The 13,737-nt window shown below is 64.4% G+C and carries 11 protein-coding genes and 1 pseudogene; 7 read left to right on the top strand and 5 right to left on the bottom strand.

From position 1 onward, the window contains the following. Positions 1-285: 285 nt before the first annotated feature. The 5 genes from Q7V46_RS05715 to Q7V46_RS05695 all read right to left on the bottom strand — a co-directional run bounded on the left by Q7V46_RS05715 (position 286) and on the right by Q7V46_RS05695 (position 5,625). Positions 286-1,185, bottom strand: coding sequence for an alpha/beta fold hydrolase (locus Q7V46_RS05715; protein WP_304912558.1), 900 nt, complete (start codon positions 1,183-1,185; stop codon positions 286-288). Next, positions 1,182-1,784 (bottom strand): TetR/AcrR family transcriptional regulator, encoded by a 603-nt coding sequence (locus Q7V46_RS05710; RefSeq protein WP_304912557.1) that lies wholly within the window; start codon positions 1,782-1,784, stop codon positions 1,182-1,184. The genes Q7V46_RS05715 and Q7V46_RS05710 overlap by 4 nt, the downstream gene beginning before the upstream one ends. Positions 1,785-1,926: 142 nt before the next feature. Next, entirely contained in the window at positions 1,927-2,925 is a 999-nt protein-coding gene (gap, locus tag Q7V46_RS05705) for a type I glyceraldehyde-3-phosphate dehydrogenase (protein ID WP_304912556.1), read from the bottom strand. Positions 2,926-2,967: 42 nt separating this feature from the next. After that, entirely contained in the window at positions 2,968-5,052 is a 2,085-nt protein-coding gene (gene tkt, locus Q7V46_RS05700) for a transketolase (protein WP_304912555.1), read from the bottom strand. A gap of 261 nt (positions 5,053-5,313) precedes the next feature. Continuing rightward, the gene (locus tag Q7V46_RS05695; RefSeq protein ID WP_304912554.1) at positions 5,314-5,625 is read right to left on the bottom strand and encodes a hypothetical protein; all 312 of its coding nucleotides are present in this window, start codon (positions 5,623-5,625) and stop codon (positions 5,314-5,316) included. A 78-nt stretch (positions 5,626-5,703) separates the two neighbouring features. On the opposite strand from Q7V46_RS05695, the gene Q7V46_RS05690 reads away from it, so the two are divergent. The 7 genes and pseudogenes from Q7V46_RS05690 to Q7V46_RS05660 all read left to right on the top strand — a co-directional run. Continuing rightward, positions 5,704-6,438, top strand: coding sequence for a nucleotidyltransferase family protein (locus Q7V46_RS05690; RefSeq protein WP_370690285.1), 735 nt, complete (start codon positions 5,704-5,706; stop codon positions 6,436-6,438). Between the two features lie 136 nt (positions 6,439-6,574). Further along, entirely contained in the window at positions 6,575-7,972 is a 1,398-nt protein-coding gene (locus Q7V46_RS05685; protein ID WP_304912553.1) for an aminopeptidase P N-terminal domain-containing protein, read from the top strand. A 4-nt stretch (positions 7,973-7,976) separates the two neighbouring features. Next, on the top strand, positions 7,977-8,552 hold the full coding sequence (locus Q7V46_RS05680) for an MOSC domain-containing protein (protein WP_304912552.1): 576 nt from the start codon (positions 7,977-7,979) through the stop codon (positions 8,550-8,552). Positions 8,553-8,615: 63 nt separating this feature from the next. After that, positions 8,616-9,644, top strand: a complete 1,029-nt coding sequence (locus Q7V46_RS05675; protein WP_304912551.1) for a 1-phosphofructokinase family hexose kinase — start codon at positions 8,616-8,618, stop codon at positions 9,642-9,644. Between the two features lie 356 nt (positions 9,645-10,000). Beyond that, a complete protein-coding gene (locus tag Q7V46_RS05670) occupies positions 10,001-12,328 on the top strand; it encodes an NADP-dependent malic enzyme (protein ID WP_304912550.1) in 2,328 nt (775 codons plus the stop codon). 209 nt (positions 12,329-12,537) lie between these two features. After that, positions 12,538-12,960 (top strand): ribonuclease, encoded by a 423-nt coding sequence (locus Q7V46_RS05665; protein ID WP_304912549.1) that lies wholly within the window; start codon positions 12,538-12,540, stop codon positions 12,958-12,960. A gap of 57 nt (positions 12,961-13,017) precedes the next feature. Then, positions 13,018-13,413: pseudogene (locus Q7V46_RS05660) on the top strand (barstar family protein); the annotation flags it as partial. Positions 13,414-13,737: the final 324 nt, after the last annotated feature.

Here is a 13,737-nt window from a genome sequence, read left to right as displayed (position 1 = left end):
TACCGATACCCGGTGCCGCTCAGTTCCTTATCGACGCTGGAAGGCGGGGTGGGGGCAATCTCCGCCAGTCGGTCAGTGCCGTTAGCCGGTATTTCAGGCCCTCCACCCCAACACCTCAACCATACAAGCCGGTTCCACGGGTGCCCTTGATGGAGCCATCTCGTGCCGGAGGCTTGGAATCACCCCCGCCGCGCGGCGCGCGACCCCCTCAAGGGGGCGATACCAGTCGTCCGGCAAAGCCGGCCCGACGGTATCTCTGGGCTGGAGCATTTCGCGCCGGAAAGGTCACGAGCTCGCAGGACGGATGACCACCGGCAGGCTTTCGAACCAGTCCAGGGCTTCGTCCCACAGGGGTTTGGCTTTGGGTCGGAAGTAGCCCATGTGTCCGATGGCGCCGAGCTGCTTCTGGCGTGGATCGATGGTCACGGAACGCACGGCGCTGTTGCGGTAGCCGGCCATGAACGCGTCGCGTGAGGCGGGTGGCGCCCAGGCGTCGTCCACGGCATTGACCGCCACGATGGGAAAACGCACGTCGTCAAAGCGTTCGGTGATGGCCTGCATCCGGGGGTCGTCGAAGAAGTAGCGCGGGAAGCTGCACCAACTGCGCCACTGCCGGTACACATCGAGGGGCAGGTCTTCGCCCATGCCGAGTTTGCTCCAGGGCAGGTAGCCGGCCATGCGGGTCCACACCGGCCCCAGCACGCGCCACATGAACAGCACGCGCAGGCGCTCCAGCGGCGGCATCCAGCCGTGCCAGCCCGCGCCGGTGGCGAAAGTGTAGGCGGCGTCCACGGCCCCGGGATCGGGCAACAGGCCCAGCGCGTGGCCGCCGTAGGAGTGGCCCACCACGTACAGCGGCACGCCTTCTGTGCGCATGGCCTTGACGCCAGCGGCCAGATCAAGCCGGCCCCAGTCAAGGTAGTCCATGCGGAACCCCTTGAGGGTGGCCGGTGCCGATTGCCCGATGCCGCGGTAGTCCAGCGTCAGCACGTCGAAACCGCGCCTGGCGGCGTATTCGGCGAAGCGCTTGTAGAAGCCCTGCGGCACGGCAGTGGCACCGCCCACCACCAGGTGGGCACGGGGCTTGACGGTGCTGCGGTAGCGCACGGCCACCAGTTCATAGCCGTCGTCGGCGGTGAGTGTGAGGCGCTCGGTGTGCACCGGGTGTTGGGCGACAGAGGTCATGGTCGGGCTCCTTGGGAACGCAGGGTCAGCAGGGAAAGCAAGGTATGGGTGGCCTGTTCGATGGGCTGTGTGCTCTGGGCCACGCGCGCCTGCAGCAAACCGCCTTCGTAAGCGGCAACGATCAATGCAGCCAGGCCCTGCGCCGATTCGCGCGGCTCGCCGCCCTGCTCCAGCGACAGCGCAATGCGCTCGCGCATGCGGGCAAACGCCCGGTCCAGAGCGGCGCGCAGCTGGGGGTCGTCAGGCGTGCTTTCCAGCGCCACTGTGGCGAACGGGCAACCGCACTCAAAGCCGGTGTCGCGCAGGCGGGCGGTGGCCGTGGTCATCCAGTGGCGCAGGGCCTCGACGGGATCGGGGATGCGGGTGAGCAGGGTGTCCAGTCCGACCAGCATGCGGTCCATCACGTGGTCAATGGCGGCCACGGCCAGCTCGGTCTTGCCGCCGGGAAAGTGGTGGTAGAGAACACCCTTGGGCGCGCCGGCCTGGGCCAGCAATTCGGTCAGGCCAATGCCGTGCAGGCCACGCCGGCGCAGGGCGTCGGCCATGGCAGCGATGAGGCGCTCGCGGGTGCCGGGGGTGGGTGCTTGGGGGTCGGGCATGCGGCGAAATCTATAGACCGGTCGGTCTAGTGTCAAGCCATGCCTGTCACATGCGACACATTGATGGGTGTTCGACAGAGGGCGGAGCGCAGGCAACAAAAAAGCGCCCGAAGGCGCTTTTTTGTTGAAATGAAGCAGGCGCTTACTTGGCCACCACGCGCACCATCTCCAGGCACTTGTTGGAGTAGCCCCACTCGTTGTCATACCAGCTCACCACCTTTATGAAGGTCTTGTCCAGGGCGATGCCGGCGTCGGCGTCAAAGATGGAGGTGCGGGTGTCGCCGCGGAAGTCGGTGGCCACGACCTTGTCGGTGGTGTAGCCCAGCACGCCCTTAAGGGCACCTTCGCTCTGCGCCTTCATTTCGGCACAAATCTCTTCATAGGTGGCTTCGCTGTTCAGTTCCACCGTGAGGTCGACCACCGACACGTCGGAGGTGGGCACGCGGAAGCTCATGCCGGTGAGCTTCTTGTTCAACTCGGGAATCACCACGCCCACGGCCTTGGCCGCGCCGGTGCTGCTGGGGATGATGTTCTCCAGAATGCCGCGGCCGCCGCGCCAGTCCTTGTTGGAAGGGCCGTCCACGGTTTTCTGGGTGGCAGTGGCGGCGTGCACGGTCGTCATCAGGCCGCGCTTGATGCCCCATTTGTCGTTGAGCACCTTGGCAATCGGCGCCAGGCAGTTGGTGGTGCAAGAGGCGTTGGAGATGATGGCCTCGCCCTTGTATGTCTTGTCGTTCACACCGTAGACGAACATGGGGGTGTCGTCCTTGGAAGGCGCCGACAGGATGACCTTCTTGGCGCCAGCGTCCAGGTGCTTCTGCGCGGTGACCTTGTCCAGGAACAGGCCGGTGGACTCGATGATCACCTCGGCGCCCACTTCATTCCACTTCAGGTTGGCTGGGTCGCGCTCCTGTGTGAGGCGGATCTTTTTGCCATTGACGACCAGGGTATTGCCTTCGACGCTGACGTCACCCTTGAAGCGGCCATGCACGCTGTCGTACTGCAGCATGTAGGCCAGGTAGTCGGGCTCCAGCAGGTCGTTGATGGCGACGACTTCGATGTCGGAAAAGTTCTGCAGTGCGCTGCGCAGCACGTTGCGGCCGATGCGGCCGAAGCCATTGATGCCGATCTTGATGGTCATGTCTCGTCTCTCCTGGAGGGTTTCAAAAAAGGATGCACAAACTCATTTCGCCAGCACGGCGCGCACCGTATCGGCCACATTGGCGGGCGTGAAGCCGAAGTGCTCGAACAGCACTGGCGCCGGGGCCGATTCGCCGTAGGTGTCCAGGCCAACGACTGCGGCCACGCCGTATTTCCACCAGCCGTCGGTACTGCCCATTTCCACGGCCACGCGAGGCAGGCCTTTGGGCAGCACGCTCGCCTTGTAGGTGGCGTCCTGGCGGTCAAACGTGGTGGTGCTGGGCATGGAGACCACGCGCACGGCAATCTTGTGTTCCTTGGCCAGCAGTTCCTGTGCCTTGAGCGCCAGTTGCACTTCAGATCCGGTGGCGATGATCACCGCCTGGGCTTTTTTCTTCAGTCCCACTTCGGCCGGTTCGGCCAGCACGTAGGCGCCCTGGCTGATGTGGCCGAGGTCGCTCTTGGGCGCGTAGGGCAGGTTCTGGCGGCTGAGCAGCAGCGCCGTTGGGCGGGTTGCATTCTGCAGCGCCACGGCCCAGGCCACGGCGGTCTCGGCCGTGTCGGCGGGGCGCCAGACGTCCAGGTTCGGAATGAGACGCAGGCTGGCCGCGTGTTCGACCGACTGGTGGGTGGGGCCGTCTTCGCCCAGGCCAATGCTGTCGTGGGTGAACACGTGGATCACGCGCTGCTTCATCAGCGCGGCCATGCGGATGGCGTTGCGGCTGTAGTCGCTGAAGGTGAGGAAGGTACCGCCGTAGGGGATGAAGCCGCCGTGCAGCGCCACGCCGTTCATGATGGCGGCCATGCCGAATTCGCGCACGCCGTAGTTGATGTGGCGGCCACCCTGACCATGTTCGTTCTTCACCACATCACCGGCCAGGTTGAAGCGCAGGCTGGGGGTGGACTTGGTGTTGGTGAGGTTGGAGCCGGTGAGGTCGGCACTGCCGCCGAGCAGCTCGGGCAGGGCGGCGGTGAAGGTCTCCAGCGCCAGTTGGCTGGCCTTGCGGCTGGCGACGGTCTCGGCTTTGGTGTGGGCGGCCACGGCCGCGTCCACCGCCACCTGGGCAAAGTGCTTCGGCAGCTCGCCCTTCATGCGGCGCACGAACTCTTTGGCCAGTTCGGGGAAGGCGGCCTTGTAGGCGGCAAACCTGCCGTTCCAGTCGGCTTCCATGGCCTTGCCGGCGTCCTTGGCGTCCCACGCGGCGTACACGTCCTTCGGGATGGCAAAGGGGGCGTGCGGCCAGTTGAGCGCTTCGCGGGTGAGCTTGATCTCTTCAGCACCCAGCGGCTCGCCGTGGGCCTTGGCGGTGTTGGCGCGGTTGGGGCTGCCTTTGCCGATGTGGGTCTTGCAGATGATGAGAGTGGGGCCGTCGGCCTTGTTCTTCGCATCGGCGATGGCGCGGTCCACCGCGTCGGCGTCGTGGCCGTCGATGGGGCCGATCACGTTCCAGCCGCAGGCGGCAAAACGCAGCGTGGTGTTGTCGATGAACCAGGGTGTGACCTGGCCGTCGATGCTGATGCCGTTGTCGTCGTACAGCGCGATCAGCTTGTTGAGCTTCCAGGCACCGGCCAGTGCCACGGCCTCGTGACTGATGCCTTCCATCAGGCAGCCGTCACCCAGGAACACGTAGGTGTGGTGGTCCACCACGGTGTGGTCTTCGCGGTTGAACTCGGAAGCCAGCAGCTTCTCGGCCAGCGCCATGCCCACCGCGTTGGTGATGCCTTGGCCCAGTGGGCCAGTGGTGGTTTCCACGCCAGGCGTGTGGCCGACTTCAGGGTGGCCGGCGGTCTTGCTGCCGAGCTGGCGGAAGTTTTTCAATTCGCCGATCGGCAGCTTGTAACCGGTGAGGTGCAGCAGCGCGTAAATCAGCATCGAGCCGTGTCCGTTGGACAGCACGAAGCGGTCACGGTTGGCCCAGGCAGGGTTGGTGGGGTTGTGGCGCAGGTGACGGCCCCAGAGCGCCACGGCCATGTCCGCCATGCCCATGGGCGCACCCGGGTGGCCGGAATTGGCGGCCTGCACCGCGTCCATGGCCAGGGCCCGGATGGCGTTGGCCTGGACCTGGGGCGAGACGGAAGCGGCGGCAACAGGTGCCGGGACGGGGGCAGAGACGGGAGCGTTGGACATGGGATGCTGGGCAGGAAGGTGAGGGACGGCGGCAGGGCACCAAACGGGTGATTTTACCGGCCCCGGGTTCCGTGCCCGCGCCGTTGACCGGCTTGGAACCTGTCCGCAAGTTGGCGAGCGGAAGATGGAGAGGCGATTTGGGGGTTATGCGGAGCATCCCTCGCGGTATCGCGAGGATTTGCAGCGCCGCAATACGTCCAAAGCGTCCGCCATACCGCCCTCGACCATTTACGGACAAGTTTTTAGATCGTGAACACGTTCTTAACGTGTGGCCTCGCCTTGCAGGCTGAAGATTTCGGTGCCCTGGTCGGTCCGGCTGCGCCACAGCTGAACGGCTTCGCCCGGTGGGGGCATGGCACCCGTGACCCTCACGCGCACACGACGCCCATCGCCGAGTTCGATCATCACAGTCTGCAGCATTGCGGTGTCAGCGACCGCACTGGTCGCAGCCTCGGGTGCCATCACCACCCCGCTGACTGCGTCGCGCTCCACCTCGGTGCCGTCGCCCATCAAGCGCCAGAAAGCCAGTGCCAGCACGACCGACACCGCCGCGAAGGTGGCGCGGATGGCCATGTGACTTCTGGCATTGAACATGGGACCGTATAGTAGGTGCGTTTCCCGTCAGTTGCACCACCTTGCGGTGCCACCCTCATGTCCAACGCGCACGCCTCTTCACCCTCCGTCACCGCCATGTTGCTGGCCGCCGGCCGGGGGCAGCGCATGCGTCCCCTGACCGACCACACCCCCAAGCCCCTGCTGAGCGTGCGTGGCCAACCGCTGATGCAGTGGCCGCTGGAAGCCTTGCTGGCCGGTGGCTTTCATCGCTTTGTGGTCAACACCGCCTGGCTGGGTGAGCAGATCGATGCCTTCTGTGCCGACTGGCAGTACCGCCATCCCGGCACGGCGATCGCCATTTCAGATGAAGGACAGGATTTTGGCTATGCGCTGGAGACCGCTGGCGGCATCTCGCGTGCGATGCCGTTGCTGGGTGAGGTGTTCTGGGCACTGGCCGGGGATGTCTACATGCCGGACTTCGTTTTCAGCGTGGCCAGCGTGGATCGCTTTGTGGCCAGCGGCATGCTGGCCCATCTCTGGCTCGTACCCAACCCCGCGCACAACCCGAAGGGCGACTTTGGCCTGACCGCCCAGGGTCTGGTCCTTGACCAGGCGCCGGTTCAGCACACCTTCAGCACCGTCGCCCTTTACCGCCGCGCCCTGTTTGAGGCACCGTGGTGCGGCATTTTCCCCGGCAATCCCCAAGGCACGGCAGAGCCCCTGGCGCCTTTGTTGCGCAAGGCGATGGCCGCCGGGATGGTGAGCGGCGAGCTCTTCCAGGGTGCATGGACCGATGTGGGTACGCCTGAAAGGTTGCAGGAGTTGGGCTGAATGCCATCTGACCACCCCGCGCCGCCTTCGGCGTTACCCCCCAAAGGGGGCGCACCCAGCGGCCCGGCAAAGCAGGTTCCACGGGTGCTCTGGATCCCGGGCCCGCGCGCACGCCAAAAGGCTGACAATGACGGCCATGGACACCACCACCCACACCACCCTGTATGCCGAACGCCGTGCGCGGCTGGCAGCCCAGCTGGGCCCTGGCGGCATCGCCGTCGTCCCCACCGCACCCGAGCATCTGCGCAACCGCGACACCGGCTACCTCTACCGCTTCGACAGCTACTTCTACTACCTGACCGGCTTCACCGAGCCGAATGCGTGGCTGATCGTCACCGCAGAAGGCACCAGCACGCTGTTCTGCCAGCCCAAGGACCAGGAACGCGAGATCTGGGATGGCTACCGCTTGGGGCCGGAGGCGGCACCGGACGTGCTGGGTGTGAGCGAGGCGTTTTCTGTTCAGGACCTGGGTGAGAAGCTGCCCAAGCTGCTGGAGAACCGCGCCACGGTGTGGTACCCGTTTGCGACGCACAGCGGGCTGGAGGCACAGGTGGATGGCTGGCTACGCAAGGTGCGCGCGCGTGTGCGCTATGGCGCCCTGTGCCCCGACACCCAGCGCGACCTTTGCAGCCTGCTCGACGAGATGCGGCTGGTCAAGGATGCGCACGAAATTGCCACCATGCGGCGCGCGGGTGCCATCAGTGCGCGCGCCCACATCCGGGCCATGCAGCGCAGCGCGGCCATGCTGCGCGCCGGGCAAGACGTGCGCGAGCACCACCTGGACGCCGAACTGCTGCACGAGTTCCGTCAGCACGGTTCGCAGTACCCGGCGTACGGCAGCATCGTGGCCGCTGGTGCCAATGCCTGTGTCCTGCACTACAGCGCCGGCAGCGCCCCGGTGCGCGACGGCGAACTGGTGCTGATCGATGCCGGCTGCGAGCTCGACGGCTATGCCAGCGACATCACCCGCACCTTCCCCGCCAATGGCACCTTCACCGGCCCGCAGCGCACGCTGTACGACCTGGTGCTGGCCAGCCAGGACGCGGCCGTCGCGGCCACCAAAGCCGGCGCACGCTTCATCGATCCACACGAAGCCACCGTGGCGGTGCTCGCGCAGGGCCTTCTGGATGTGGGGCTGCTGGACAGCAACAAGGTCGGCAATGCGCAGGACGTGATCGCCAGCCGAGCGTATTTTCCGTTCTACATGCACCGCACCGGTCACTGGCTGGGGCTGGACGTGCACGATTGCGGCAGCTATGTGGAACCGTCCGAGCTGGGCACGGTGAGCGAGCGCAAGGATCCGCTCAGCGGCGAGACCATCAAGGACCGCCCGAGCCGCGTGCTGCGTCCCGGCATGGTGCTGACCATCGAGCCCGGCCTGTACGTGCGCCCGGGCGAAGGCGTGCCCGAGGCGTTCTGGAACATTGGTATCCGCATCGAAGACGACGCCGTTGTCACCGAGCAGGGCTGCGAGCTGATGTCGCGCGGTGTGCCAGTGAGGGCCGACGAGATCGAAGCGCTGATGCGCGGCTGAGCCGGTGCGTGTACTGAGCGTCAACTGCGGCGCGGTGCGGCCCCTGCAGGCTGGCGGGCGCGTGGTGCTGTCTGGCATCGGCAAGCTGCCAGTGGCCGGCCCGGTGGTGGTTCAGAAGCTGGGCCTGGCTGGCGACGAACAGGCCGACCTGAGCGTGCATGGTGGCCTTGAAAAGGCGGTGTATGCCTATCCGGCCGAACACCTGCCGCTGTGGCAGCGCCTGCGGCGCGAACGCGGCGTGGATCTCTTTGACGATCCCTTGCCACCTGGGTTCATGGGCGAAAACCTGACGATCGAAGGCTTGCCGGAAACGGCGGTATGGATCGGCGATGAACTGCATTTTCCGGAATGCGTGTTGCGGGTGACTGCGCCGCGAGAACCCTGTTTCAAATTCAATGCGGTGATGGGTCTGCGCGATGCCGGCAGGCTCATGATGGAACATGCCTGCTGTGGCTTTTACCTGTCCGTGGTGAAGGCTGGACAGATCGAAGCCGGGCACGCCTTCTTCGTGCAGCGAGGCACCCAGGGTCTGCGTGTGAGCGAGGCATTTGCAACCAAGCGCATCAAGCACATGCGCTGACGCGCCGTGCACGGCTGGCATCAACCAAGGCCATGGCGACCCGCTTTGAGGTAGAACACTGGCATGAACCCAGCTTCCACCCCTCCCACGCTCTCCGTGTTGTGCCTGACGATGAATCCGGCGGTCGATCTGGCCACGGAGACTCAGCGCGTGTTGCCCACGCACAAGCTGCGCTGCAGCGACACCCTGCACGATGCGGGAGGCGGCGGCATCAACGTGGCGCGGGTACTCGCGCGCATGGGCGGCGCGCCCGCGCTGCTCAGTCTGGCGGGCGGCCCCACCGGCGACTGGCTGCGTACACGGCTGGTCCAGGAAGGCCTCGCGGCCACGTTGCTGCCGATTGAGAACGACACCCGCATCAGTTTCACCGTGCACGAGAACGCCACCGGCGCGGAGTTCCGGTTCGTGATGCCGGGCCCCACATTGAGCACCCAGGAATGGCAGGCCTGCCTGGATCACCTGCAGGCGCTCGATCCGTTCCCCGATGTGCTGGTGGCCAGCGGCAGCCTGCCGCCCGGTGTTCCCGACCATTTTTACGCCCGGCTGGCCCGCCTGTGCCGCGCTCGCGGGGCGCGGCTGGTGCTGGACACCGCCGGCGCACCCCTGGCCGCAGCGCTTGACGAGGGTGTGTACCTTGTCAAGCCGAACCTGCGCGAGCTTCGCGAGCTCATGGGCCAACCCCTGGAAGACCCGGCCGCCTGGCAGGCAGCGGCGGCGTCGCTGGTGAACGACGGCAGAGCCCAGGTGGTGGCGCTCACGCTGGGCCATCTGGGGGCTGTCCTTGCGACGACCCAGGGTCTGTGGGTCGCCGCACCACTGTCCATCGAAGTGGCCAGTGCAGTGGGCGCGGGCGACAGCTTCGTGGGCGGCCTGGTGTGGGCCGTGCAGCACCACCGACCCCTCACGGAGGCCTTCGCCTGGGGCGTGGCGGCAGGCTCGGCGGCATTGCTCACGACAGGAACGGGTCTGTGCAACCCGCAGGACGTGCAACGCCTGCAACCCACGGTGTCGTTGTCCCACGTGCCCACCAGCGGCGCACAGCAAGCACTGGGTCAGGCCACCGAGGTTCGTCAAGCCCCCGATCCTGGGTGAATCGCAAGATCGGGAAAACAAGGGTGGACCTGTCCACCATTACGTTCATCACGCCCGGTACGAGCCGACATCCAGACAGGACCCCCGTGGACTTCCCGGACCTGTCCGTCCGAATCACCACGCACCACCTGAGCCGTCCGTTGACCCGGTTGTGATACCGCCGCAGGGGCGTATCTGCGCACAAAGCACCGCCTCCCGGCGGTACGTCTGCCACCCAACGCCCCAATCGCGTCGAAAATGGCAGGCCCACCAGGCGCATTACGCACTATTACGGACTGGGGTTTTCCCGCCCACAGATTTAGAATGCGCAACTCGCTTCCACATTGCAATAAATCGAACCGTCAGGAGACAAGGTCATGAGCATCACCAGCGACCAGGACAACAAACGCGCCGAATTGCGCCGTGCCGCCCTCGAATACCACGAGTTCCCCACGCCCGGCAAAGTGGCCATTGCGGCCACCAAGCAACTCACCAACCAGCGCGACCTGGCCCTGGCCTACTCTCCCGGCGTGGCTGCGCCCTGCGAGGAAATCGTCGCAGACCCCAACAACGCCTTCAAGTACACCAGCCGCGGCAACCTGGTTGCCGTGATCACCAATGGCACCGCCGTGCTGGGTCTGGGCGACATCGGGCCGCTGGCCGCCAAGCCGGTGATGGAAGGCAAGGCCGTGCTGTTCAAGAAGTTCTCCGGTATCGATGTGTTCGACATCGAGATCAACGAGAAAGACCCGGACAAGCTGGTCGAGATCATCGCATCGCTGGAGCCCACCTTCGGCGGCATCAACCTCGAAGACATCAAGGCGCCCGACTGTTTTTATGTGGAGCGAAAGCTGCGGGAACGCATGAAGATCCCGGTCTTCCACGACGACCAGCACGGCACGGCCATTGTGGTTGGCGCGGCCATCCTCAACGGTCTGAAGGTGGTGGGCAAAGACCTCAAGAAGATCAAGCTCGTCACCTCCGGTGCGGGCGCTGCAGCACTGGCTTGTCTGGGCTTGCTGGTCAAGCTCGGCATCCCCAGAGAAAACATCTGGGTGACCGACCTGGTCGGCGTGGTCTATGAGGGTCGCACCGAGCTGATGGACGAAGACAAGATCGTCTTTGCGCAGAAAACCGACCACAGAACACTGCGTGACGTGATCGCGGACGCCGACGTCTTCCTGGGCCTGTCTGCGGGTGGCGTGCTCAAGCAGGACATGGTCAAAAGCATGGCGGCCAAACCACTGATCTTTGCACTGGCCAACCCGAACCCAGAAATCGCACCTGAGGACGTGAAGGCGGTGCGGGACGACGCCATCATGGCAACGGGCCGAACCGACTACCCGAACCAGGTCAACAATGTCCTGTGTTTCCCCTACATCTTCCGGGGCGCGCTTGACGCAGGCGCTTCCACCATCACCGACGAGATGGAAATCGCTGCCGTTCATGCCATCGCCGAACTGGCGCAGGCGGAACAGAGCGAAGTGGTGGCCGCAGCCTATGCCGGAGAGAAACTGGCCTTTGGCCCCGAATACCTGATTCCCAAGCCGTTCGATCCCCGCCTGATGATGAAAATTGCGCCGGCGGTGGCGCAGGCCGCCGCTGACAGCGGCGTGGCACTGCGTCCTGTGGACGACATGGACGCCTACCGGGAACGCCTGCAGAGCTTCGTTTTTGCCTCGGGCACCATCATGAAGCCCATCTTCGCCGCAGCGAAAACCGCCCAGCACAAACGCGTGGCCTATGCCGAAGGCGAAGAAGAACGCGTGCTGCGCGCCTGCCAGATCGTGGTCGACGAAGGCCTGGCACGGCCCACGCTCATCGGTCGCCCGGCCATCATTGCCCAGCGCATTGAAAAATTCGGGTTGCGCCTGCGCGAAGAACTGGACTACGACATCGTCAACGTGGAACAGGACGCACGCTACCGCGACTTCTGGCAGACCTACCATCGAATGACCGAGCGCAAGGGCGTGACCCAGCAGCTTGCCAAGATCGAGATGCGTCGCCGGCTCACGCTCATTGGCGCCATGCTGCTGCACAAGGGCGAGGTCGACGGCATGATCTGCGGCACCTGGGGTTCCACCCACAACCACCTGGAGTACATCGACCAGGTGATCGGCAAACGCGCTGGCGGTAGCCCCAGCACCGCACAGGACGTGCGCATCTACGCCTGCATGAACGGGCTGATGCTGCCTGGGCGCCAGGTGTTCCTGGTGGACACCCATGTCAACTACGACCCCACGCCCGAACAGCTGTGCGAAATCACGGTGATGGCAGCCGAAGAAATGCTGCGCTTCGGCCTTCAGCCCAAAGCCGCCCTGCTGTCACACTCCAACTTCGGCTCGTCCAGTCAACCGACTGCCATCAAGATGCGGCGCACCCTGGAACTCCTGCGTGAGCAGGCGCCATGGCTGGAAGCCGATGGCGAAATGCACGGGGATGTGGCATTGGATCCTGCCGCCCGCGCGGTCATGATGCCCCACTCCACGCTCAAGGGACCCGCCAATCTGCTGGTGCTGCCCAACATTGATGCGGCCAATATCGCCTACAACCTGCTCAAGACGGCGGCCGGCGGCAACATCGCTGTGGGCCCCGTGCTGCTGGGCGCGGACAAGCCGGTGCACATTCTCACGGCCAGCGCCACCGTGCGGCGCATCGTGAACATGACAGCACTCACCGTGGCCGAAGCAAACACCGACCGTTAAACCCTCAGGAAAAAGCAAGCACTAACTTTTTCCGCGTCTTGGCAGGCCGGAATTGCCTATTTTTTCAGCAATCGCTTGCATTTTTGTGGCGCTTAAGGCACACTAGCGCACTTGAATTTCAGGGTTAACCCGCCCCACTCGTGCCACGGCAAATGGCAGTTTTGCTTTGGTTCGGAGGGCGGGTTGGTTGTATCAGGAGCAATGGTTTCATGGGTCTGAAACAGATCCGGGCGGTGAAAGACAGGTCGTGGCTGGTGAAATCACTGGCGGTGGCATTGGTACTGGCGGTCGCGGCAAGCACCATGATGGTGCAGTCCCGGTCTCCCGCAGAAGTGCAATTGCCTGCAGTGATCGGCGCCAGCGCCCTTCCCGTTCAGGGCAAGGAAGTGATGGAGCAGATCCGGCTGGGAGGGCCATTCCGCTACGAAAAAGATGGCACTGTGTTCGGCAATCGCGAGCGCTTGCTGCCTGGACAGAAACGAGGGTATTACCGTGAATACACCGTACCCACACCTGGTTTGAATCACCGGGGTGCAAGGCGAATTGTGTGCGGTGGGCAGAAGCCTCGGGCACCTGATGATTGTTATTACACCGAAGACCACTACGCCAGCTTCAAGCTGATCGTGCAGTGATCCAGGGTGAATGAAGTGAATCGTTTATCAACTTTGACTGTAGAAAGAGACGCGGAGATGGACACGCCACTTCGTAACGTACGAACCAACATCGTTCAGTCGATTCGCGCCTATGGCGTGAAAGACCTGCAGGCCGCTGCTGAACACCTGGGACATCACTTCCTGTATGCCAACCTCGCCAAAGCGCAGAGCAAACAGGACGTGCTGGAGTTGATCGCAGCCCAATACACCTTGCCTTCCCATTTCGGCAAGAACTTCGACGCTCTCTACGACTGCATGACGGACATGGTGCACAAGTCGGGACCACAGACCGGCTTCATCGTCGTGCTGGAGCACATTCCTGCACACGCCAAGTTCGACAAGGAAGCCCGCGAGCAGTTGCTCGACATCTTCCGCGACACGGCCGACTACTGGAGTGATCGCAAGATTCCGTTCCGGTGCTTCTACTCGTTCTCGGTGGCTCGGGCCCCCAAGGGCGAAGAACCGATCGAAGTAGCCAGCGAAGATCCCATGCCGACCGACAAGCTGCTCGACGTGAGTCCGATGGCGCTGCGCATGAGCAGCCCGTTCAACGCCGGGTACTGGCTGGCTGCTGCCTAAATAACGGCCCACCCCCGCGCCGCTTCGCGTCACCCCCTCAAGGGGGCGATACCAGTGGCCCGGCAAAGCCGGTTCCACGGTATCTCTGGACTGAGACATTTCGCGCCGGAGCTATTGGTCTACCCCCGCGGCACCTTGGACCGGTGGAGCCGGATCCTTGGTGCCACTGGATGAGCC

The sequence above is a fragment of the Hydrogenophaga sp. genome (assembly GCF_030651625.1).
Classification (GTDB): domain Bacteria; phylum Pseudomonadota; class Gammaproteobacteria; order Burkholderiales; family Burkholderiaceae_C; genus Hydrogenophaga.
This window is presented reverse-complemented; position numbering and strand designations above follow the sequence as displayed.

Excerpts from the sequence above, each read along its gene's own strand:
- Q7V46_RS05690 (WP_370690285.1), top strand. The coding sequence starts at position 5,704 with ATGTCCAACGCGCACGCCTCTTCACCCTCCGTCACCGCCATGTTGCTG.
- gap (WP_304912556.1), bottom strand. The coding sequence starts at position 2,925 with ATGACCATCAAGATCGGCATCAATGGCTTCGGCCGCATCGGCCGCAAC.
- Q7V46_RS05670 (WP_304912550.1), top strand. The coding sequence starts at position 10,001 with ATGAGCATCACCAGCGACCAGGACAACAAACGCGCCGAATTGCGCCGT.
- tkt (WP_304912555.1), bottom strand. The coding sequence starts at position 5,052 with ATGTCCAACGCTCCCGTCTCTGCCCCCGTCCCGGCACCTGTTGCCGCC.
- Q7V46_RS05685 (WP_304912553.1), top strand. The coding sequence starts at position 6,575 with ATGGACACCACCACCCACACCACCCTGTATGCCGAACGCCGTGCGCGG.
- Q7V46_RS05665 (WP_304912549.1), top strand. The coding sequence starts at position 12,538 with ATGGGTCTGAAACAGATCCGGGCGGTGAAAGACAGGTCGTGGCTGGTG.
- Q7V46_RS05675 (WP_304912551.1), top strand. The coding sequence starts at position 8,616 with ATGAACCCAGCTTCCACCCCTCCCACGCTCTCCGTGTTGTGCCTGACG.
- Q7V46_RS05710 (WP_304912557.1), bottom strand. The coding sequence starts at position 1,784 with ATGCCCGACCCCCAAGCACCCACCCCCGGCACCCGCGAGCGCCTCATC.
- Q7V46_RS05715 (WP_304912558.1), bottom strand. The coding sequence starts at position 1,185 with ATGACCTCTGTCGCCCAACACCCGGTGCACACCGAGCGCCTCACACTC.
- Q7V46_RS05695 (WP_304912554.1), bottom strand. The coding sequence starts at position 5,625 with ATGGCCATCCGCGCCACCTTCGCGGCGGTGTCGGTCGTGCTGGCACTG.